The sequence below is a fragment of the Cohnella rhizosphaerae genome (assembly GCF_029525575.1).
Lineage (GTDB): Bacteria > Bacillota > Bacilli > Paenibacillales > Paenibacillaceae > Cohnella > Cohnella rhizosphaerae.
Genome location: NZ_JAPDIA010000008.1, coordinates 1958886 through 1979981 on the forward strand (window position 1 = coordinate 1958886; position 21096 = coordinate 1979981).

Here is a 21096-nt window from a genome sequence, read left to right on the forward strand (position 1 = left end):
TTCGATGTCATCCTCCGCGTAGAACTCGCTGATCGTCAGACGGACGGACGTCCGCAACACCTCTTCCGCCACCGGACATAGTCCTTCTCCGTAGGCGATATCAGGAGACAGCTCGAACGGGTATTGCGTTCCCGGATAAGCCTCCCGGTTGCGCAGCATCGGCTGCATATAGATCGGCTTGCGGAATGTAGCCTCGCGAGCAAGGAATCCCTTCCGCCTGGAGGGCCGCGCAGAACGCGTCGACCGTCCCGCTCAAGCGCGACGGTTCCAAGCGGAACAGGTAAAACCAATACGTGCTCGTGCCGCCTTCTGTTACCTTCGGCGGCACAAGGCCGGGTACCCCGGCCAACGCTTCGGTCAATCGGTTGCCGTACTCGGTCCGCTTCGCGCAAATCCAGGGCAGCTTGCGCAGCTGGGCGATGCCGACCGCGCCTTGCAGCTCGGTCATTCGGTAGTTTGGCGCCAGATGGTGAATTTCGCGCCGCACCGCGTTCGTAAAACGCTGATAGTTTTTATCCGCGAACGCATGGGTGACCGCATAGTCCTCTTCGTTGCCCGAGTTGACGGTCACGATGCCGCCGTCCCCTGTAGAGATATGCTTGAAGTCGTTCGTGCTGAAACAGCCGTAGTCGCCAATCGTTCCGATAAGCCGACCCTTGTAGGTTGTAAGATAGCTTTGCGCGCAGTCCTCGATCAGCTTCAGGTTATGCCGGCGGGCTATCGACAGCAGCGCATCCATATCGCATGGGTTGCCGGCAAGATGAACGACGACGATCGCCTTCGTGCGAGGCGTAATCTTCGCCTCGACCGATGCGGGATCGAGATTGTACGTGTCGGGCAGTACATCCGCGAACACCGGAATGGCATTCTGATAAAGGATGCCGATGACCGTGCCCTGATCGGTGATCGGACTCGTAATCACCTCGTCGCCGGCCGTCACGCCGGCAGCGCCCAGCGCCACATGGATGGCCGCCGTGCCCGACGACGTCGCGACGCTTCGTTTGACGCCGTACATCGCGTTAAAATCGCCGAGAAATTGCCCGACCTTGCCCCCAAAATGATAAAACAACGTATTTTGGTCCAGCGCCTCGCGCAGTTGTTCCAATTCTTCTTCGCCGAACCGCTTTCCGGTTCCGAAGGGCGTCGTCTTGACTGGCGTTCCGCCGTCGATGGCCAGCTTTTCGCGTTTCGTCTCGGACATGCTCAGGCCTCCTTAGCTGCGATTACCGCTGTCGCACGATCGGCGTGCCGCGCGGTCGAGTATTTACGGCAGGGAACGCCGAATTTGAGCTCGTACGCCTGCCCGTCCGTCAATCGATCCTTGGGTACCGGCACATACAGGTCTGCCGGCTGCGGCAGCGACGCGCCTTGCACGACCGGAACGCCCCGGTCGTCGACGTCGACGATGAACAGCGACCGTCTTGCACGTTCCCAGTCGTTAATTTCGCCGACCGTCCACATCGCAAGTCCGTATTCCTTCACCTTTTCGACGACTTCTCTTACCGCCGTGCGCACATTTTCGATCTTGTGAATATGAACCTGGTGGAACAGAAAATGCGCGACGCCTTCCGCCTGCTTGGCTATTCGGAGAAACGGTTCAATGACACTGGAATCGTATAAGTAGGGATGATTCAAGTCCTGATTGAAAAATCCGATTTCCAGCACATTAAAAAAATCGATTTTGCTCCTGGAAGTCGCTGATCGGGAAGTAAGGATGGCAAGTTCCGAACAAAACGCCGATATTGCCGTTTTTGCTCGGTCCGCGGCTCTGATCGGACTCCACCCCGTAGCGTTCGCACCAGCGGAACAGATCGTCCCAGCCCTCGAAGCGCGTATAATGATTTTTGTTCGTCGCGATCCGGTCCACGCCGGCTGCACGCTTTAACCAGGCCGCCTGATTTTTGAATCGGGTCTCGTCCCATATGCCGCCATCGAATTCGACTGCATTATAATGAAGCGCGATTTCGTGCCCGCGAGATTTCGCTTCATTATATATAGAAGAACTATAGCCCGGCTCCATCATGCACCAGGTCGTTCGAATGTCGAGCTCCTTCAGCAGCTCCAGCGTCGTCTCGGCGTGGACGTCTTCGTTCGAATCGCTGTCATGCGAGATTGCCGCTACCGAATCTACGCCGGATGGCCAATAAGATAGAAAGGGAAGCGTTTTGCCTTTGCTCACGGCTATCGCGATCAGGTGCTTGACGATCTCGTCGCGCCACATATCCGCATAAGGGTAAGCGAAGTAGTTTACGCCGGTTTCCGTCGTTTGCCGGTCAAACTCATAATCCATCGCGCAGCGGTCATCCGCCTTCAAAATGCCTTCGCGCAGTTGGACGGTGCCATCCGCAGCTTGAACGCCGTCGTCGTAGACAGGACCGGTCCCTTGCTGCAAGTGCACGATCGTTCCCGGAATATCGACGGACCAGCGTTCGACCGAACCGCGGCCGACCTTGACAGACAGGAGCGCCGAACCTTGCGGAGCTCCATCCGGGCTGCCTGCGAACACACTGCCAAACTCGGTAAGCACGGGATCCTTCCCTTCCTGCGCGGCCCAGGGGCGAGCCGATATAAACCGCAGCGGAACATGGGAGCCGGACAACGAAGCATAGCCGATCTGAACAGGCCGCCGCTCGACAAATCCGAGCGCAGATGCCAGTTGCGCGGTCCCGCTGTACGATACTACCGTACCGCCGTTTTCCGCATACTCGAGCAGCAGCTTGCCGTTTGCGGCCGTTTCTTCATATACCGAGGCAATCAATATGTCGGGCGACGCAGCCAAAGCTTCTTCAAGCGTCAAATAAGTGCGGTATGGGAGACGCAGATGGGCCAGCGCCTCTTCGATATAGCCTTCAAAAACGTTGACTCCGTACTGCCATCTCTTTTGGCTGGTTCTCTTCTCTTGAACGATGGCTACCCGTGCCAATTCCATGCTGCATCCTCCTAATTGTGCAATACCGTTTCGAATTAGATCAAGATTTGTAAAGCAAATCCTCTTTTTATATACATGTATTTTACTTGTACGTAATTATACATGAACGTTTTCGATTGTTCAACCCATTTTGTGTGCGCTGTGGAAGGTATCATCACGCTTCAGCCTGCCGCTATAAACTGCCTGCAGATCGAGTTGACCCCTTATTCACATCCTCCTATAATACTATTATGAACATATTGCATACATGTATTTAAATTAATCTGAAGCAGAGAAAAGAGGAACCTATTTGTTTAAGCGAGAAGCCGCGTCAAAGCGCTATGAACTCGTCGGCCAGCCCTGCAGAAATTTCAATATTCTCGGTCAAACCTCTTTGATCGACCCGTTGGACGGGAGAGAAAAGCATGTGCTGTCCAACTTTGCGTTGGGCGGTACGGGAACCGTCGTCATTATCGATACGCAAACGGGGGGAAGGCGAGCAACGCGAGCTGCCGATAGGGAACGGCGCATGGGGGGATCGTCAACTGGAACAATGAGAAGCTCGTTATCGGAACTTGCGTCGAGCAGGCTTACCTGCATGTCCTCGATCTTCGTACGCGTACATGGGCGGAGCCGCTGAAGTCAATCGGCGAATCCTACTTCTGGAAAATGGGATTGGGCTCAGACGGCAAAGTATACGGAGGTACGTACCCCGGCTGTTCCCTGATGCAGTACGACCCTGCCACGCATACGCTCGTCAATCTCGGCAAGGTGTCCGACAACCCCAAAAACCTGTACAGTCGGCCAGTATGGGGAGAAGCTCCCGGCTTCATATTCGTCTATTACGGCTTCGATACCAAAGGATTAAAGGTTTACGACATCGCGAAAGGCACCTTTCAAGAATTCGGCCGTCCCGAAGCGGAGATCCGGGAAATCAACGATCGCTTCATTTGTACGCAAACCGAAGGACAGCTGGATTTTTACGACCCTCGAACCCTTCAGCCGCTAGACGATGCCGGCCTTGCCGACCAGCTCAAGCCATCGAAGATCACATTGGCCAACGGCCAACAGCTCCCCTTCATCGAGTTGGAAGACGGTCGGCTGGCCAGCTTCAGGGGGCAAGACTACTTCATCGTCGATAAGCCTTCGAATCCACAAGATTACGATACGCCGCAACCGATCGCGCTTGCGCAAATTCCGGCAAAAGCCCCGGTCACGGAAATCTTCACGCTTGTCGAAGACCCGAAGGGCCGAATTTGGGGAGCGAGCGGATTCGGCCAGACGATCTTCCGGTTCGACCCCGCGACGGGCGAATACTGGAACTCTTCCTCGGTTTGCAACGAAGGCGGGGAAGTGTACGGCATGGTCTTCGTCGGCGATAGACTGTTCACCGCCTCTTATGTCGGCGGAGATCATACGGTCTACGATCCGGACCAACCGTGGGATCAGCTGAATAACGTCAATCCCCGGACCTTGCGCTCGGTGGGTCCCCGATTGATCCGTCCCGAGGGACGGAGCGTCCGCGGACCAGACGGCGGCATCTGGACCGGCTGGTCGGCTAATTATGGCGTCTACGGCGGAGGGCTGTCGCGCGTAGATACCGAGACGCTGGAGGTCGAGAACTGGTACGACCCGATTCCCGAGCGGGCGATCGCAAGCGTCGCGGCCGACGATCAATACGTTTATTTTACGACGCACAGCGGCACGAGCGGACTCTCCACCCGTCACGACATTCCTTGGCAGCTCGGAATATGGGAACCGGGCAAGGGCCTGATCGATCAGTACGACTATCCCGCCAGTCCGAATGATACTTACGGCATCGCAGCCTCTCAGGGCAAAGTCGCGTTCGCGGCCGGCGTCGAAATTCATATCTTTGACGTCGCCGAGCGAAAAGTGGTCCACACCGTCGCCGTCAGTCAGCCCTGCTTGTGGCTGCTCAAGCTCGACGACGAGCATGTGGCCGCCTTCTGTGGCGACGAGTTGATTCGAATCCATCTTCATAGCGGGGGAAGCGTCCTTACTGTCTCTGCTGCCGGGAACGATTCGAGCGGCTACACTGACGGCCGCCGGAGACATTTACTTCTCCGTTACGACTTCGTTGTACGTCATCAGGGCCCGGGACTTGAACGAGCGGAATTAACCCTAGCTGGGAAGGACGAAGCTATCGTGCATATCAAAACGCCGTCCGGTCTTGTGACCGGACGGCGTTTTGTCTCGATTGCAGCTATGCCCCTCGCTCGCCGCTGTCCCCTATTCCGGGGCGCCTGTCGCGGGCTTCGGATCGCCGCTGTCGTCGCCGGAACCCTCCGCATAGCGCTTGCTCAGCGACAGCGGGATGCGGAACGCGTCTCCGGGCTCGAAGCTGAAGGCGTAGCCCTGCGAGAAATCTTCGCTGTCCCGCCAGGCGTCAACGACGGAGACGTCGCCGATGCATAGCCGAATACGGTCATGATGCCGGCTTGCCCCTTCGATCCGATAGACGGCGTTGACATCGGCATCGTTGTCGATATAGATGTACTTGCCGATCAAAAAGGCCGGGTCTACCTGCTGTGCGACAGCTAGGTCGATCAAGTTGTCGACCGCAAGGGTATCCGTCCTCCCCGCCACGAATCCTGTAATGGCCGGCGTGCCGTTCACAAGGTCGCCAAGCCGGGTGCCTTCATGCAAGTAAGCGCGGACAAGCTTGTCGTCTTGCTCCGAATACACGCCGAAAAAGCCGGAGAACGCAAACTTGCCGGCGACCGTATAAACCGTCGAAGCGTCCAGCGATTGCACGATAAAGTCCGTGCGCCCATCCTTAAACGCCACGCGGAGCGCCTTGACTGCGGCCGGGTCTGCCGCAGCCCCGTTATCCTCGACGACAGGCAGCCGCTCGATCGAAGCGATCGTGGATGCGCCCCGATAAGGCTCGATGACGGAAGTATAAACCGTTCTTGAATCGTTGCTTTTTTACAAACATGTATTCCAGCCTTTTCGGATTCGTCAGCGAATTTTGCGGTGGAATGCCGTCGGCGATCGTAACCTCTTCATAGTCGCCCAGCATCGTCACCTTGAGATGAACGTCCGTGACGGCGCCGGCCCCGTTGCCGTAACGGTTGTACGTATCTTGAAGATTCCAGTCGACGCTGAACGAGCCGTTCGTCGCGCCGGCATGCTTGCGAAAATTTTTCACCGACAGTTCGTCCGCGCCCGAGGACTCCAGCTCCAACCCTTCATAACGAGTATTGGCGGATTCCGATTCGCCTGAATGGAAGCTGTATTCGTAATTACGGCCGCCGTTCAAATCGAACAGATCGACAATATAGGAATCTTCATCGCTGATCCGGATCAGCGCCGTCGTTCGCTTGTACAAGCCGCCCGGCGCATTCGATATGCCGGCCACGCCGTTTGCGTTGACGCTGGCCAGCTTGACGAATCCGCTGTCGTCGAAGTTCGTCGGCTCGCCGTACGCATCGACGGGCAATCCGTTTACCATGACCGTGTTGTGCGAGCGAGTCGTCCGCGGGAAAAACGCCAGGGCGTCGCTGGTCGTGTCGGGATAACCCAAATCGGGCATCAGATCGAGATCGTAAGCGATATACCCCAGGTTCAGCGGATCGCCGTGGGCATGGCTGGCCGTGCCGCCGTAATACATCCAGAGCGCTCGCTGCGTCGTCCTGGCCTTCCCCCTCGTCGGCGGGTTGGAGCAGTGCATCATCCAGCTCAGGGTTCGTGAAGCCGGACAGATCGATCCCGTCCCGCAGGATGGCAAGGCCGTAACCGGATAAGTTGTCGGAGCCAAGGTTCAGTTCGCCCTTCTCTTCAATAACCTTTCCGATTTTTTGCGATACTGCATTCGGATTGTCGGAGAAAATGTCGAGCGCGATGCCGCTGGCGGTCCTGCCGTTCAATAGATAAATCGCTTGCGCCAACTTGTCTTCTCCGTATCGGCTGTAGCCCGCAATGAGCTCGTCCAGGCGAATGATAGATACGTCCGGGCACCCCGTCTGGCCGGAATCGCCGATATTCGGCGTATAATGGCTGGTAAGCAGGAGCGGGTACATCGCCATGAACATTTTGCGAAAGCGCGGATTTTTGAACAGATCCGCATCCAATCCGCCATCCAGCGTCCCGCCTCCCGGCAGTTCGTAGCCGTCCAGCATCTTGGCGACTTCCAGCCAGTTGGACAGCCACAGGGCATTGTATAAGGGCGCGCTCTCATCGCCCTGGCCGTCGTGGCTAACGTCGTCTACGAGAATGTTCATGATATTCCCGCCGGTCTTGATATCGTCCTTCCAGTCCGAAGCGCCGGAGCGGAAGTCGAAGTTCAACATCTCGCTCGTCTCCGGATCATGGTCCAGCACGACCGCCGCCAGCGCCAGCGTCGATTGATGCATGCCCGGATTGCCCTGGAGATCGCCTTTTTTGTAAGCCTTAAAAATTTCTCGCAGCACGCCGTCTTCGAAGTTCACCTTCATCCGATCGGATTTACTCTTGTTCGCGGAATACGCTTTGCCGTTCAGCACTTCGGACGCCTTGGCCCCCAAGGTGCCGATCGCCGGGTATACGGCATCGTAGGCATACATGACCGCTTTCATCATTTCATTTTCCCAGATGCTGCCGACGATTTTCCCTCGTCCCGGATTGAAGTGCCAGCCGTCGCTCGGCAAAAACCCGTAGTGCCGATAGCCGGAGACGGCTGAATGCGGGAATTGCGACACCTGCATATCCGGATATAAATCCGCGATCCGGTCCAGCATGACGAGCGCCGCGTCCGCGTAGCGCTGCTCTCCGGTAAACAAGTAGGCGTCCGATAAATCCTTCAGCGCCGTCTTAATCATCCCGCCGTTGTACCAGAGCGCCCAATGCGCGTAATAGGCGACGAACGTATACGGGCGACCGTATGCCAGTGTGTCGTTCGGATCGAATTGATACCCCATGCCGTCGTCGACGCCCCATTCGGGGTCCAAGATTTGCGCGTCGGTCACAAATTGTGCGATCGACGAGTTGGCCGCGATCTGTTCCCTGATCCGATTGACCAGATTGCCCTGCTCTCCCTTCGCGATCAGCTCGTCATTGTGCCGCTTCGCCAGCGCCCGGTCGAACCGCCCGTATTCGTCCAGCCCGCCCTCGTAATACGCCTTGAAGTCATTGGTCGGAAACTGGACGCCGCATACAGGCGATATGAGCTTCCAATCGACTTGCGTGACGGAAAAACGGTAAGGATAATTTCCGTACGGCTTGATTTCGTTGGCGCACGCCAGACCGCCGTCCAGCTGGTTGACGCCGTAGCTGCGCGGGATGTTCTGCGAGGGAATCATCTCCCACAGCTTCTCCAGCGAAAAATCGCCCAGCCACTTGTCGGCCTTGCCGACAGCCAGCCTTTTCGTCTCGGCGGCCCCCCCGAACTGCCCGATGTTGGCGCGGGCGGCCGATACCTTTTCGTCGGTATAGTAAGACCCCCTCGCCTTAGCCGGCATCAATGGCATAACCTCCGCTTGCGCGACAGTCTGAAGCCCTTTATATGCCGCCCTCAGCTCTACCGTTCCAGCCGTTTTGGCCACAAACAGCGTTTTCCCGTTCTCGGTTGCGATCTCCCCCCTGCTCCTCCGCTGCGACGGCGATCTCCGCCTCCTGGGTAACGATCAGCCGCTCGCCGTCGGTCAGCTTGACCGTCGCTCTCAGCAAGACCCGGTCGCCGGCATAGATACGATCGAGCAGCGGTTCGACGGTTAATTCTGCGATGTCCGCCAAACTGAATACCTCCATTGCGTTTTATCTTGATTCCAAAAATGGTCCCGGCAATCGTATTCACCGTAATTAAAAACAGTTTAACTACATGTATTTATCTCGGGAAAAGAAAAGCGCTCCTTGTTCGCGCCGCTGTAAAAATATATATTTAAATTATAGCATGCGAAAAATAAAACGGTCAATCCGGCGACCTTTATCGTCAGCGCTTTCAGTCAGGTAATCTAACACTATGCTTCACCAGACATCCCCGCCCTTCTCCTGTAAGCGAATACAGGTTTATTGTGCCCCGACGGCAAAGAAACGTTTTTGGATTGACCGTCAAAAATAATCATGCTATATTTTACTCAAATTCGTGATGAAAGGACTTTGCTTATGCATTTTCTTCGCTAGTTTGCCGTAATAGCCAACATGTCATTATACGTTACAATTGTTGTTACCTACACCCGAAGAATATAGGTATGCGAAAAGGGGATAACGAATGAAAATTTGGAAATTGGGGTTGGTAGGGCTCGGAGGGTCCCGTCGATCCGCTGCTTATATGCACCACCCGCGTATTCGAGTTACGGCCGTCTGCGATCAGGACGCCGACCTGCTCACGCGGACGGGAGACGAGCTCGGCATCGATCCATCCGGGCGTTTCGATCGTTTGGACAAGCTGCTCGCATCAGATGTCGATATCGTCATGATCGGTACGCCGTTGCCGCTCCATGCCGAACAAGCCATTGCAGCTATGAAGGCCGGCAAAGACGTGCTGTGCGAAGTAACGGCGGCCTCCACCATTGAAGATTGCGTCAGCCTGATCGATACCGTGAAGGCTACGGGGCGTACCTATATGATGGCTGAGAACACGGTATATTTTCATTTCCTGCAGAACTGGAAGCAATGGATTCGACAAGGTCTGATCGGAACCGTCTTCCATGCGGAATGCGAATACGTGCACGACATTCGCTCCAGAATTATCGATCCGGATACCGGATTCGCCTATTGGCGCAATCAGCGTCCCCCTCTGCATTACTGCTCCCATTCGCTCGGTCCCATACTCGAGATGCTCGACGACCGCATCGTCAGAGCGATGGGGATCGGCAGTTCCAAATCGGTCGTGCCTAACGGCGGAGTCGGCTGTATCGACATGCAGGTCGCACTGTTCGAAACGTCCAAAGGCTGCACGATCAAACTTCTGCGAAGCTCGGTTGCGCCGCGTAATCCTGAAATCGGACATTATGCCCTGTACGGATCCAAGGGTCAAATCGAAAATGGCAGGCTTGGTTACGAAGGAGACGGTTGGATCTATGTCGAAAATCACCCGGTGTTCGGCGATACCGCTCAATCGCTGAAATGCGACATCAGCAATCCCGACGCGACGGAAGACATGTCCAAAGGCGGTCACGGTACTTCGGAGTATTATTTGCTGCAAGATTTTATCGACGCGTTGGATCGCCGCAGCCAACCTCCTATCGATATCTATCGGGCGATTGAATATACGCTGCCGGGCATCATCGCCCAGCATTCTGCCGAGCAAGGCGGGATCTGGCTGGAAGTTCCGGATCTGCGCATCAGATAACCGAATATTAGCAATCGTACTTTTTTTTTATATCAGATAAATACATGTAACTTAACTGTATTTTATTGGAGGGGATGCGGTGTCAACTCTCGTTAAGCAGCGGCAATCCGATTCGCCGGTCGTCGTCTCCACCCGACAGCGGATTCTGCGAAAGATATGGCGAGATCGTTTTATGTATTTGCTCATACTTCCGGGCGCGCTCTTTTTCTTGATTTACCGGTACGTTCCGATGCTCGGCATCGTGATTGCTTTTCAGGATTTCAGTCCGTTTTTGGGATTCTCCGGCAGCGAATGGGTCGGGCTCCAGCATTTCCGGGATATCTTCTCTTCTGCGGAAATCGGGCGCGTCTTGTGGAACACGATCTCCCTCTCCATGCTGCAAATTTTATTTGCCTTTCCTGCGCCTATCATTTTGGCATTATTGCTGAACGAAATGCGGAGCGAGCTTTTCAAACGATTTATACAATCGATCGTTTACTTGCCGCACTTTCTTTCGTGGGTTGTCGTCGTAGGCATTTTTACGATTTTCTTGCGGGGAGACGGCATCATCAATGACATTTTGAAGCAAGTTTTCGGAATGAATCAGTCCATCGGTTTTTTAACGAATCCCGACTTCTTCCGTCCCCTAATCGTTTTGCAGGTTATCTGGAAAGAAATCGGCTGGGGAACGATCATTTTCTTGGCCGCGCTCGCGGGTGTCAATCCCGAAATTTATGAAGCCGCCTCGGTGGATGGCGCGAACCGCTGGAGACGAATGTGGCATATTACGCTTCCAGCTTTGCGCGCGACGATCGTCATCATGCTCATCCTTCGTTTGGGCAGCGTACTGGACAGCGGCTTCGAGCAAATTTTCCTGATGCTGAATTCCTTTAACCGCGATATTGGCGATGTGCTGGATACTTATGTCTACACCAAAGGGGTCCGGCAGTCCGATTACAGCTTTGCTACGGCGGTCGGTTTATTTAAAGGTGTCGTAGGACTTGTTCTTGTACTCGGGTCGAACTACATTGCCAAGCGAATGGGAGAAGAAGGCGTTTATTAAGGAGGTGCATGGTTCATGAACATCCGTACGTTTCAGGATCGCGTGTTCGACTGGGTCAATTATGCCTTTATGTTATTGCTCGCGATTGTAATGATTTTTCCGTTTTTTTTATCTATTTTCCGTTTCGTTCACAACCTACGAAGAATTTTTGCGAAGTCAACTGCTGCTATGGCCGCGAAAATGGTCGATTGTCGCATACGAGTACATTTTTAGTTCTCACTCCTTCATCCGCTCGCTGCGCGTCACGGTCTATATTACGGTCCTGGGCACACTCGTTAATTTATTTTTTACAACCACCATGGCCTACGGTCTGTCGCGCAAAATTTATGGTCAAAAATTCATCATGCTTGCGATTTTATTTACGATGTTGTTTTCCGCCGGGATGATTCCGACGTACTTGGTCGTCAAGGAGACCGGACTGCTTGATTCGATCTGGTCGCTCATCTTGCCAGCCGCGATCGCGCCGTTCAACCTGATTATCGTAAGACAATTTTTTATGTCGCTCCCTCAGGAACTTAGCGAATCTGCGCTGATCGACGGCGCCAGCGATCTGGTCATTTTCCAGAGAATCGTGTTGCCGTTATCCAAGCCCATACTGGCTGCATTCGGTCTGTTCTATGCGGTCGGCCATTGGAACAATTACTTTGCCGGCATCCTTTATCTCAACGATCAAACCAAATGGCCGATTCAGGTTATTCTCCGGCAAATCGTCGTGCAATCCGATGCGATGAACGCGCTGGGCGTCATCAATCCGGAAATGCTGGCCAATCAACCGCCGCCGGAAACGGTGCAAATGGCAGCTATCCTGATTTCGACATTGCCGATTCTTATTGTTTATCCGTTCCTGCAAAAACACTTCGCGAAAGGGGTGATGATCGGCTCGATCAAAGGTTAAGCCTAGCCTAGCCAGCAAGCCAGCCAACCAGCAAGCATGCAGTCGGCAATGCCAGAAAAAATCAGGGAATACGAACCGAATCTGGAGGGGAATCAATTGAACAAAAAAAGTAGTTTCCATCTTATCAGCTTCAATGATTTTATCTGTACTTGCCGGATGCGCCGGCAACAATAACGAGCCGGCCGCCTCTTCATCTCCGGCCGCCTCATCCCCGGCATCTTCTTCGCCGGGCGCTTCCGCTGCGGGCTCCGGCGATGCCGACAAACCCAAAGTAACCATTACCGCGCTTAAATATAAATATGGCGAGGTGCCGCCGACCGATAAAAACGGCGTCAAACTGATCAACGAACATTTTAACGTCGATTACCAAATCAACGTCATTCCGCAAGGATCTTACAGCGACAAGCTGTCGGCCGTATTCGCCTCGGGAACGCTGCCGGATATTATCTCGTTCGAAGGCGACGATGCCTGGAACCGATATCCGAAGTTCGCCAAGCAAGGCGCTTTTGCGGATCTCGACTCGATCATCCAACAGTATCCGAGCATGTCCGGCGTTCCGGACTACATCTACGACCAATTCAAGGTTGATGGCAAAATCTACGCGATTCCTACCTTCAGCCCGGCCCGTTCCGTCTTTTCCATCATGATCCGGAAGGACTGGCTGGACAATTTAAACCTTTCCGTGCCTACGAGTTACGAGGAACTGAAAAAAGTCGCGCTCGCCTTCACCAACGACGATCCCGACAAAAACGGCAAAAAAAGATACTTACGGCTTCGCACTGGGCAAAGACCTGAATCCGAAGCTGAATATGGGCACGTATTGGGACCCTACGGCCTGGTATCACAAAGACGAGCAAGGCCGCTTCATTCCCGGCTCCATCGCTCCGGGATACAAGGAAGTCGTTCAAACGCTCGCCGACCTTTACAAGCAAGGCGCGGTCACGCCGGACTTTGTCACGCTTGACTGGGCTAACACCAACAAGGAGTTCTATTCCGGCAAAGCCGGCATCTTCATCGCAGCGATCAACGGCATGTCCGAGGATTACGTCAAAGGCTTGCTCGCTATCCAGCCCGAAGCCAAGTTTGTATCGCTGGAGGCGTTCAAGGCCCCGGATGGCTCGCAAGGCTGGACGGCCGCTCGCGGGTTCGGCGGATTTAATGTCATCTCGGCGCAAGCCGCCAAAGACCCTGTAAAACTGGCGCGTATTCTGGAGATTCTGGAGTTCTCCCGCAAGTTCTATCCGGTGGAAGATCGCAAAGATACGAATCCGGACTACGACTTCTACCTCGGCAATGTCGGCGTATCTTACGATATGGTGGACGGCAAGCCGAAGTTCAAAGAGAATGCCGTCAACCTCGGGCTGGCTCCGTCCACGTTCCTGCCTGACGGCGGATGGCCGGCGAAGGAATCGGATATGAACTATCCGGCAGGCTACTCGCTGCCGCTCATTCAAGAATTGACGGGCAGCTTGGCCAATCATCTGAATTCGACCAACTGGTATGCCAGCCCTAACTATCCGGTCATCTCTCAAACCAATCTCGATAAAGGCGCGCAGCTTGATCAGTATTTGATCGACGAACAAACCAAGATGATCGCCGGTCAACGCCCGGTATCCGATTGGGACAAGATGGTCGATGAATGGAAAAAAATGGGCGGCGAACAAATCATTCAAGAAGTGAATGCCGGCATCGCCATCAAAGACGCTTCCGAGGCCTGGATCAAGTAACGGCTGCCGCGGTCCGATCTGGACAAGAACAGCAATAAAGCTTTAAAAAACGCCATTTGCAGCGCTTATCGCTGCGAATGGCGTTTTTCTATTCGGCAAAGGCCGAAGGGCGCTCTCTCGTTCAGAGATCGCTCGTCCGGCCTTTGATGTACGCTTAAGCTTGCGAATCAAAATATTGTTCGTTAAACCTAGCCTCGATCCGTGCGCACGCTTCCTCCGCGCCTTCCAGGTTGGCCCACAGCAAATCCAGTTCACCGCAGAGTTCCAATATTTGAGACTCGCCCAATTGAAAGCCGATTAGCGGCCTGGCATATGGAAGAACCTCCTTGAAATAATTGTAGTGCTTCGGATGTATGGCAGGGTTCAACAAACGGTCATCCTCCGCCACCTCCCGCAAAGCGGGAATGGTAGAGCCGAATGTTTTGAGCATCGTCTGCGCTTCCACACCGGTCATATAATCAACCAGCTTTTGAGCTAACCGAGTTTGTTTGCTTTGGGCGTTTATCGTGATCGCCCCCCCCCGAGAAGCAGTGTCCCCTGCTCTCGATGCTTGGGCATCGGGAGAATGTCCCACTCGATCGATTGATTTTTAAAATCGTTCATAAAATAATAGGTGGTCATGATCATCGCCACGCGCTTTCTGGAAAACAGACTTTCCGCCAGCGCGGTGTTGGCATGTGCGTAAATCGGCGATACGTGATGCTCATACATAAGCGACGTGCAGAACTTGAGCGCTTCTACGTTCTCCTCCCGGGAGAATACGCATTTGTCGCCTTCGTCGGATACGATCTTCCCCCCCGTTCTGCAGAAGAAAAACGGGCCACCGGTTATACGAGGATGAAAAACAAAAGCCGTATTGCTCGACGATGGTGCTCTCGCTTTGCATGGGCGTACATTGTTTGGCGATCTCCAACAAGTTTTCCCAATTGGCGATCGTCGGGTGATCGGACACGCCGTTTTCCCTGAAAATGGTCTCATTATAACAAATAATAACCGGCGAAAACAAAAACGGCGCTCCCAGCAGCTTGTCTTCCCGCTTAAACAATTCAAACACTTGCGGATAGCTGCTCTCTTCGTTCAGCTTGGCCGGGACGTAGCCATTCAAAGCGCTTTCCTTTCCCAGGTCCATCCATTCCCGAACATGAACGTCGGATATAATGAACAAATCGGGGCCTTGTCCGGCCTCGATGGATTGAGCGATCGCATTCGTATATCCGATTGTCGGCAAAACTTGAAGTTCCACCTTAACGAACGGATTGTTTTCCATAAAACGATCTATGATTTTTCGAACGATCTCAAGTTCATGCGAGGTCGAAAACCAGGCCAGCTTCAGAACGGCGGCCGAATGATCGTCGACCGGTTGCTTGATCCGGCTTCCCTTGCCCGCGATCTTCTCGATAAGTCCATCTTCGACCAATTCGGCGAGCGCCTTGCGAATCGACACTCGGCTCAGCTCGTATTGCTCTGCCAGCGTATTCTCTGGCAAAATATATTCGCCGGGCTGCAGCTCTCCCGTAATGATCTGGTCCCGCAGTTCATGAATAAAATAACTGTAACGCTCGGAATATCTGGATCTGCTTCTCCGCATCAAAAAATTCCATCCCTTATTCATATGTTGGGCGCAGATCTACTGTTCTGCGCAAGCGGGCGGATAACATCACAATTTTTCAAAAATGTCAATTGCCATTGCTTATCCTCCAAGTATATCGAAGCTTCAGGCAGTTATCAATGCCTAGGCGGAGGATGTGGCGGGCTTCAGGTTCGATCGATACGAGCAGGCGCTGGCAAAATGAGCGCACATCCGCGCCGGCACTTTCACGTGCTAACGTCCGGTTGCTGCCAAGAAGAACAAAGTAAAATGACGTCGCAGAGGTACAATCCCTGCGACGCCATTTCATAGCGCCACTATTTAGCTGAAACGTACCTTATTCTATCAAGTGGGCACGACGAACTCGAATCACTCAGCGCACCGTTACCGTAATAACCTCGCTTGAGGTCGAACCGGCCGCGTTCTCCAGCACGCAGCGGTAAGAATAAACGCCGGGCGGCTTCCCCGTCAACGAAGTAACCGCAGTCTGAGCATTCGGCGTCGCGCCTGCGAGCTGCTGCGAATCGATGAGCACATCATTCTCGTACAAGCGGTAGGTTGTGCCGTTCGTACCCCACCATAGATTCATGGTGATCCGGTAACTGCCGTCGCCGTCATGATTGTCGTGCGATAGAATTGCCTTGGCCGGGGATGCGTTCGTGACGGTTACCGTGTGCTCATTACTTAAAGCGGCGCCAAAATCGTTCGTCAACTCGGCTCGATACACATAGGTTCCATTCGCCTTTCCGGATATTGCCGTGACGGCGGACTGGGCATCAGGCGAACGTTCTTCAAGCGATTGCTCGTCAATCAATCTGCCGTTCTCATACAGCCTGTAACGGCTGCCGTTGTTCCCCCACCACAGATTCATCCGGATCTGATAATTTCCGTCCAGAAGCCCCGTATCATAACCGTTATCATCGGACAGAACAGGCTTGCCCGGAGCCTCTTCAGGGTGATCGGCAGCGATCGCGATGCGGTGTGTCCCCGCCGACAACAATAGGCTGAGCTTGCGGGCGGACTTGTCGAATATATATTCGCCGGCAGTCAGCGGCCTGCCGTTCAGCGTAACCGCCGATACGTACGGAACGTACAGACTTACGTTTTCGTCCGCCACCGTTTCGACCGTCGCCTCCCATAGCCCGTAGCTGCCCTGAACGGCGGCGTTGACTGGGCCGGATGCTTGCAGCAGCGCGACGCCGTTTGCCTGAAGCGATGTTCCTCTTGTCATTGCATAGGCTTGAATACGACCGTTTACGCTGCGTGTGACGACCGTTTGGTCGGCATCGCCGGCAATGCCGTCAACCGAATAGGGAGAGGCGCCTGTCTTGAACAGTACGGAGTCGACAGTTTCTTCCGCCTCGCCGCGCCATACCTTGGAGCCGATCACTCCATCGTTCTCCAGCAGCTCCGCATTCAACGTTTTCTGCGGCTCGCCTGGCGCTTCCGTTCCGTCCAGCTTCAATTGAATCCCGTCTACGCCTATAAACGTATTGGCGGAAAGGGCATTTTTGCCGACCAGCTCGAACTTGACCGTATGCTTGCCAGCCGCCAGTTCGATCTGACCGAGCGGGAATGGCGCCGCCGTTCGGACATTCGCATCATATCCGTCGAATATGCCTCCGACAGGCTGCCCGTCCAAGTAAGTTTGAATTTTGCCATATGACGGCGATTGAATAAACTTTCCATTGATCGTATAAGTACCGGGTTTGTCAAGCTCAAACTCCAGCGTCATATAATCTCCCGCCGTCTCGGCCCGGTAAAATACCACTGCCGCACCGTCCACGTTGACAATCTTGAACTCTTTCTCCGAACTTTCTTTGGGAGGCAGCAGGTCTTCCGCTTGAATAATATCCGGCTGCAGAAGGGGCGTCGCCTTAAGCACAGTGACATAGCGGTAGTCTTTGGAAGCCGCGCCGCTTGAGACCTTCGTGATATAGCCCATACTTTCGGCGCCCGGATACGGACCTACCGTAATCGGAAGCTTGTCGGGGCTCAAAAATTTGGCGTTCAACGCGGCCTTGCCGTTGCGGGTATACAGATCGTTGCCCATCGTCGTCTGTCCCGCCGTGCCGTCCTGTCCGTCAATGGCAAATTCGCTGATGTTTCCATTGTTAAGAACCCAGTCGAATGTCCGATTCGCGTTGGCCGACAGGTCGTCGAACATGACGTAGTAGTCCGGCTTGATCATGACGATATGCCGATCGAACTTCGTAAGCTTCGGGTTCTCGTAAGCCGCCGCCGCCGAGCCTTTAACGTAATCGTAACCGGGCGCATGCATCCCCTTGGTCAGCGTTCCGCCGCCTAATCTGGACTGCCCTTTGCCGTCGACCTGTATCGTGCTGTGACCGTCCCTGATCGTAAACTCTTTCAGAGGACCGGCACTGAGATCCTGATACCCCGGATCTGCGGCGATCCACGAGTTGTTCGTTGCGATCTGGAAGCTGTTCTGGTCATAGTGATTGTGCCCGAGCGCCGATTGGTTGCTGGCAAAAGCAAGCATGGTATCTTCCTTCTCCCATCCCGTTCGGAGAAAGGACCATCCGATCGGGTCGAGCGTCGCCGAAGATGGCAGGCTGTCGTCTGGCTTCGAGATGACTGCCTGAGGGTTGAAGTACAGGAAGCTGACGACCAGGTCGCTGAGCACTCGCGATTTATCCAGAAAGTAGCCCGCATCGCCATTGCCGAGCCAGTTGTTGATGACGCTCATCGTCATCGTAGGCGCGGAATCCAACGCGGAATCGGAGAAATTGGCCAAATTGCTTCCGCCGGGAGCCATGGCATACACAACCCATCGGACGAAAAAGTCATTGATGAACGGATGGTCGATATATTCTCGAAGCCCGGTCGTCCGAGACATGATATCGACGGCCCGCATCAAGTTGTCGAGCGAGTAACCGGTGTAGCCGAGGCCTTCCTGCTGGCCGGAGCTCATTCTGGTGTCAAGGTACCAGGAGATGAAATTGGCCGCGCGCGTCAAATATTTGTTGGCGTCCGGGTCCGTCCCCAGTAAGACGGATGCACCGGCGGCAAGCGCGGAAGCGCGCAGCATCTGGATATTGTGATCGACTTTGGTCCGTACATCCGCGTACAACGGACGAAGTCCTTTCCCGATCAGCGCGTTCTCGATCCGCGTTCTTTCCGATGCGCTAAGCTCGTCATACAAGATGTCGTAAGCCATGCTCACGCCCAATGTCAAGTGAGACGTGTCCAGACATGAACTGCCGCAGCTGTAAGTCGGGTCCGTCCACGTATTCCAGTTTGTCAAAGAAAGCAGCGTCTCTTTGGCTTTGTCGGCAAAGGCCTGCTCTTGGGTGACCGCGTAAGCTAAACCGAGAACTTCCAGCCGATACTGGATCGCTCTTCCGATCGCCGTCCAATAAGGGTAGACGCCATCCGTAAATCCGGGGGGATTCGGCATCGGCTGTGGCTGGACGGGCGGAAGCGATAACGTTACCGTATACCCGCCGTATGCGGTGATGGTGTAGCTGGTATCCTGCAGGTAACCTCTTGCGACACTCTCCAGCCGGCTCCACAACAGCTTGCCCGTCTGGCCGAAAGCAGAATCCGTCGCATTGGCCGCTTTGCCGCGAATGGCCGGAAGGTCCTGCTTCGTAAAATACAAACGCGGATGATCGGTGACCAGAAGCGGAAACTCCCTTACAGGTTCAGGCGAAAGCGGGCCATACCCGGCGGCGTCGAAATAAGCCGTCCCCACATTGCCCGTGTTCAAATAAAGGAGTAAAGTGGCGTAAGCCGTCCCGGCAGGAGCGGTTTGTTCGATGACCAGCGGCGTCCACTTTCCGATGGTGGAATTGGCGTAGGTCGCGACGCCGATTCGCTGATTCGCGCTGTTCCAGAATTCAAGATAAAGCTCGGAAATGCCGGATGCATTGTAGGATTGAACGGATGCCTGATAGACCTCCCCGGGCGAAGCCGGAAGCCGAATGCTGCGCATACCGTTTCCCGTTGTTGGGGAAGAATCGTCCATACGGATGCTGTATTGGCCGCTATAGACGATGTCCGCAACGGAAATGGCGCCGCTCGTGTCGCTATACCTCGTCCAGTTGGCAGGCGCGCCGTTCGCTGCCGTCTCAAAATCCAGATTCGGATCAGATGCACCCGCTGCTTCCCCGAAAGAGGCATCGTCGTAGTAGCTGACGGCAATGCAGTCGTCGCATTGATAAAGCAGCAAGGTCGCATAAGCGGAGCCTGCCGGCGCTTTCATCGTGATGGCGACCTGATTCCAAGCCCCCGCGGATGGGTTCCACTCGGCCTGAACGCCGATCCGCTGATTCGCGCCGTTCCAGAATTCCATATACAGCTGCGACTTTCCTGTCGTATCGAATGCGTATACGCTGCCGCGATAATCCTTTCCTTCCGCAACGGGTATTTTGGCGCTTCTCAGCCCTGTCGCCCCGCCCTTGACCGGGTCTATCAACTTAACGCTGTACGTCCCGCCAAGAACATATACGCTGTCGGATACGGACGCGATGGTCGAGCTGTTAGGGAGCGGCTCCCATTGCGAAGGTCGTCCTTCCGACGTCAACTCAAATCCGGGATTCGGCAACATTTCCGTAGCGGCTTCCGCTGCGGTCGTACTCGGCCACAGCGTCACGCACATCCCCCATAGGATGACGAATGCCAAAAATCCGCTTATTCTGCTTTTTTTCATCATCGGTCGACTCCTCCTGATTAATCAAGTCTAGAGTTCCTCCGTGCTGACGAACGATGGAGCGAATCGGCTTGCCGATTTCACGCTGGCTTCACGATGGCTTCACGATGACTTGTATGGTGCCGCTCGACGCAACTCCTGCCCCGTTCTCCAGCTCGCACCGGTATTCATACGTGCCGGGAGGTCGGCCGGCGACTGCCGTTACGGCGGTTTGAGCTTGCGGCGTCGCTTCCGTCAAGGCTTGCGTGTCGATCAATACGCCGTTCTCGTACAGACGATACGTGCCGCCGTTCGTCCCCCACCACATGTTCATCTTGACGTTATAACTGCCGTCGCCGTCATCGTTGTCGTGGGACAACACGGGATCGCCCGGCGCGGCCTGCGCGACCTCCACGATGCGGACGTCGCTGCGCGTCGTTCCGTAAGCGTTGATGAGCTCCGCATAATAGCGGTACGTCCCGTTTTTCCGGTAGGCGACCGACGTCACGGCGGACTGTGCATTCGGAGAGTCGTCCGCCAGCTGCTGCGTGTCGATCAGAATGTCGTTTTCGTACAGCTTGTAGGTCCGGCCGTTGTCCCCCCACCACATATCCATTTTGATGGAATAGTTCCCGTCCCGGAGACCGGTATCGTAGCCATTGTCATCGGATAGAACAGGCTTGCCCGGTGCTCCCTTGCTGGGTGTCTCGATGCGGATGGAGAACTGCTTCTGCGGTTCCGCATGACCGGCTCGATCCGTCGAGCGGTACATCAGCACATAGGCGCCGCTCTTGTCTAAAGCAATCGGTCCATCGTACCTCTTCCAATCGGCCGGCTCCCCTTCGGGTACAAGCGAGTACTCGGTTCTCTCTACACCCGAGAGGGGGGTCCGTTGCCTCCACGGCGAGCGATACTTCCGATGTGTACACGCCGTCCGTCCGCTTCGTCCCCTCTGCCTTCACGCTGCTCACGGGCGCGTCCCGATCGATGC

At 54.7% G+C, this 21096-nt stretch carries 13 protein-coding genes and 2 pseudogenes; 5 read left to right on the top strand and 10 right to left on the bottom strand.

The annotated features are described in order from the left end of the window. Positions 1-100: 100 nt before the first annotated feature. From OMP40_RS32805 to OMP40_RS32815, 3 genes are read right to left on the bottom strand one after another with little or no spacing between them, the layout of a single operon-like run. Entirely contained in the window at positions 101-1201 is a 1101-nt protein-coding gene (locus OMP40_RS32805; RefSeq protein WP_277537549.1) for a DegT/DnrJ/EryC1/StrS family aminotransferase, read from the bottom strand. Between the two features lie 2 nt (positions 1202-1203). Then, a complete protein-coding gene (locus OMP40_RS32810; protein ID WP_277537551.1) occupies positions 1204-1665 on the bottom strand; it encodes a hypothetical protein in 462 nt (153 codons plus the stop codon). A 1-nt stretch (position 1666) separates the two neighbouring features. Then, complete coding sequence (locus OMP40_RS32815; RefSeq protein WP_277537553.1) at positions 1667-2929, bottom strand: polysaccharide deacetylase family protein; 1263 nt, start codon at positions 2927-2929, stop codon at positions 1667-1669. Positions 2930-3634: 705 nt separating this feature from the next. Here OMP40_RS32815 and OMP40_RS32820 point away from each other — a divergent pair. Beyond that, on the top strand, positions 3635-5344 hold the full coding sequence (locus OMP40_RS32820) for an NHL repeat-containing protein (protein ID WP_277537555.1): 1710 nt from the start codon (positions 3635-3637) through the stop codon (positions 5342-5344). A 412-nt stretch (positions 5345-5756) separates the two neighbouring features. Here OMP40_RS32820 and OMP40_RS32825 read toward each other — a convergent pair whose 3' ends face one another. Beyond that, positions 5757-6605, bottom strand: a complete 849-nt coding sequence (locus OMP40_RS32825) for a heparinase II/III domain-containing protein (RefSeq protein ID WP_338131300.1) — start codon at positions 6603-6605, stop codon at positions 5757-5759. 1802 nt (positions 6606-8407) lie between these two features. Beyond that, positions 8408-8641: a hypothetical protein gene (locus OMP40_RS32830; protein WP_277537559.1), complete on the bottom strand. Its 234-nt coding sequence runs from the start codon at positions 8639-8641 to the stop codon at positions 8408-8410. Between the two features lie 475 nt (positions 8642-9116). Between OMP40_RS32830 and OMP40_RS32835 the strand changes: the two genes are divergently transcribed. From OMP40_RS32835 to OMP40_RS32850, 4 genes are all read left to right on the top strand, one after another. Beyond that, entirely contained in the window at positions 9117-10199 is a 1083-nt protein-coding gene (locus tag OMP40_RS32835; protein ID WP_277537560.1) for a Gfo/Idh/MocA family protein, read from the top strand. Positions 10200-10278: 79 nt separating this feature from the next. Next, positions 10279-11241, top strand: a complete 963-nt coding sequence (locus OMP40_RS32840; protein WP_277537562.1) for an ABC transporter permease — start codon at positions 10279-10281, stop codon at positions 11239-11241. A 148-nt stretch (positions 11242-11389) separates the two neighbouring features. Continuing rightward, the gene (locus tag OMP40_RS32845; RefSeq protein WP_338131301.1) at positions 11390-12136 is read left to right on the top strand and encodes a carbohydrate ABC transporter permease; all 747 of its coding nucleotides are present in this window, start codon (positions 11390-11392) and stop codon (positions 12134-12136) included. A 133-nt stretch (positions 12137-12269) separates the two neighbouring features. Then, positions 12270-13100, top strand: coding sequence for an extracellular solute-binding protein (locus tag OMP40_RS32850; protein ID WP_277537564.1), 831 nt, complete (start codon positions 12270-12272; stop codon positions 13098-13100). Positions 13101-14017: 917 nt separating this feature from the next. On the opposite strand, the gene OMP40_RS32855 is transcribed toward OMP40_RS32850, so the two are convergent. The 5 genes and pseudogenes from OMP40_RS32855 to OMP40_RS42630 all read right to left on the bottom strand — a co-directional run. Further along, entirely contained in the window at positions 14018-14317 is a 300-nt protein-coding gene (locus tag OMP40_RS32855) for a hypothetical protein (protein ID WP_277537566.1), read from the bottom strand. Between the two features lie 249 nt (positions 14318-14566). After that, a complete protein-coding gene (locus OMP40_RS32860; protein ID WP_277537567.1) occupies positions 14567-15451 on the bottom strand; it encodes an extracellular solute-binding protein in 885 nt (294 codons plus the stop codon). Positions 15452-15824: 373 nt separating this feature from the next. Next, a complete protein-coding gene (locus OMP40_RS32865) occupies positions 15825-20129 on the bottom strand; it encodes a heparinase II/III domain-containing protein (protein ID WP_277537569.1) in 4305 nt (1434 codons plus the stop codon). A gap of 88 nt (positions 20130-20217) precedes the next feature. Continuing rightward, a pseudogene (locus OMP40_RS32870) lies at positions 20218-20799 on the bottom strand (chitinase N-terminal domain-containing protein); the annotation flags it as partial. 75 nt (positions 20800-20874) lie between these two features. After that, positions 20875-20928 (bottom strand): annotated as a pseudogene (locus OMP40_RS42630) (hypothetical protein); the annotation flags it as partial. Positions 20929-21096: the final 168 nt, after the last annotated feature.

Bases quoted from the DNA above. Each gene is read 5' to 3' on its own strand.
- OMP40_RS32855 (WP_277537566.1), bottom strand. From the start codon at position 14,317: ATGACCGGTGTGGAAGCGCAGACGATGCTCAAAACATTCGGCTCTACC.
- OMP40_RS32835 (WP_277537560.1), top strand. From the start codon at position 9,117: ATGAAAATTTGGAAATTGGGGTTGGTAGGGCTCGGAGGGTCCCGTCGA.
- OMP40_RS32815 (WP_277537553.1), bottom strand. From the start codon at position 2,929: ATGGAATTGGCACGGGTAGCCATCGTTCAAGAGAAGAGAACCAGCCAA.
- OMP40_RS32820 (WP_277537555.1), top strand. From the start codon at position 3,635: ATGCAGTACGACCCTGCCACGCATACGCTCGTCAATCTCGGCAAGGTG.
- OMP40_RS32825 (WP_338131300.1), bottom strand. From the start codon at position 6,605: ATGATGCACTGCTCCAACCCGCCGACGAGGGGGAAGGCCAGGACGACG.
- OMP40_RS32860 (WP_277537567.1), bottom strand. From the start codon at position 15,451: ATGCGGAGAAGCAGATCCAGATATTCCGAGCGTTACAGTTATTTTATT.
- OMP40_RS32850 (WP_277537564.1), top strand. From the start codon at position 12,270: ATGATTTTATCTGTACTTGCCGGATGCGCCGGCAACAATAACGAGCCG.
- OMP40_RS32805 (WP_277537549.1), bottom strand. From the start codon at position 1,201: ATGTCCGAGACGAAACGCGAAAAGCTGGCCATCGACGGCGGAACGCCA.
- OMP40_RS32865 (WP_277537569.1), bottom strand. From the start codon at position 20,129: ATGATGAAAAAAAGCAGAATAAGCGGATTTTTGGCATTCGTCATCCTA.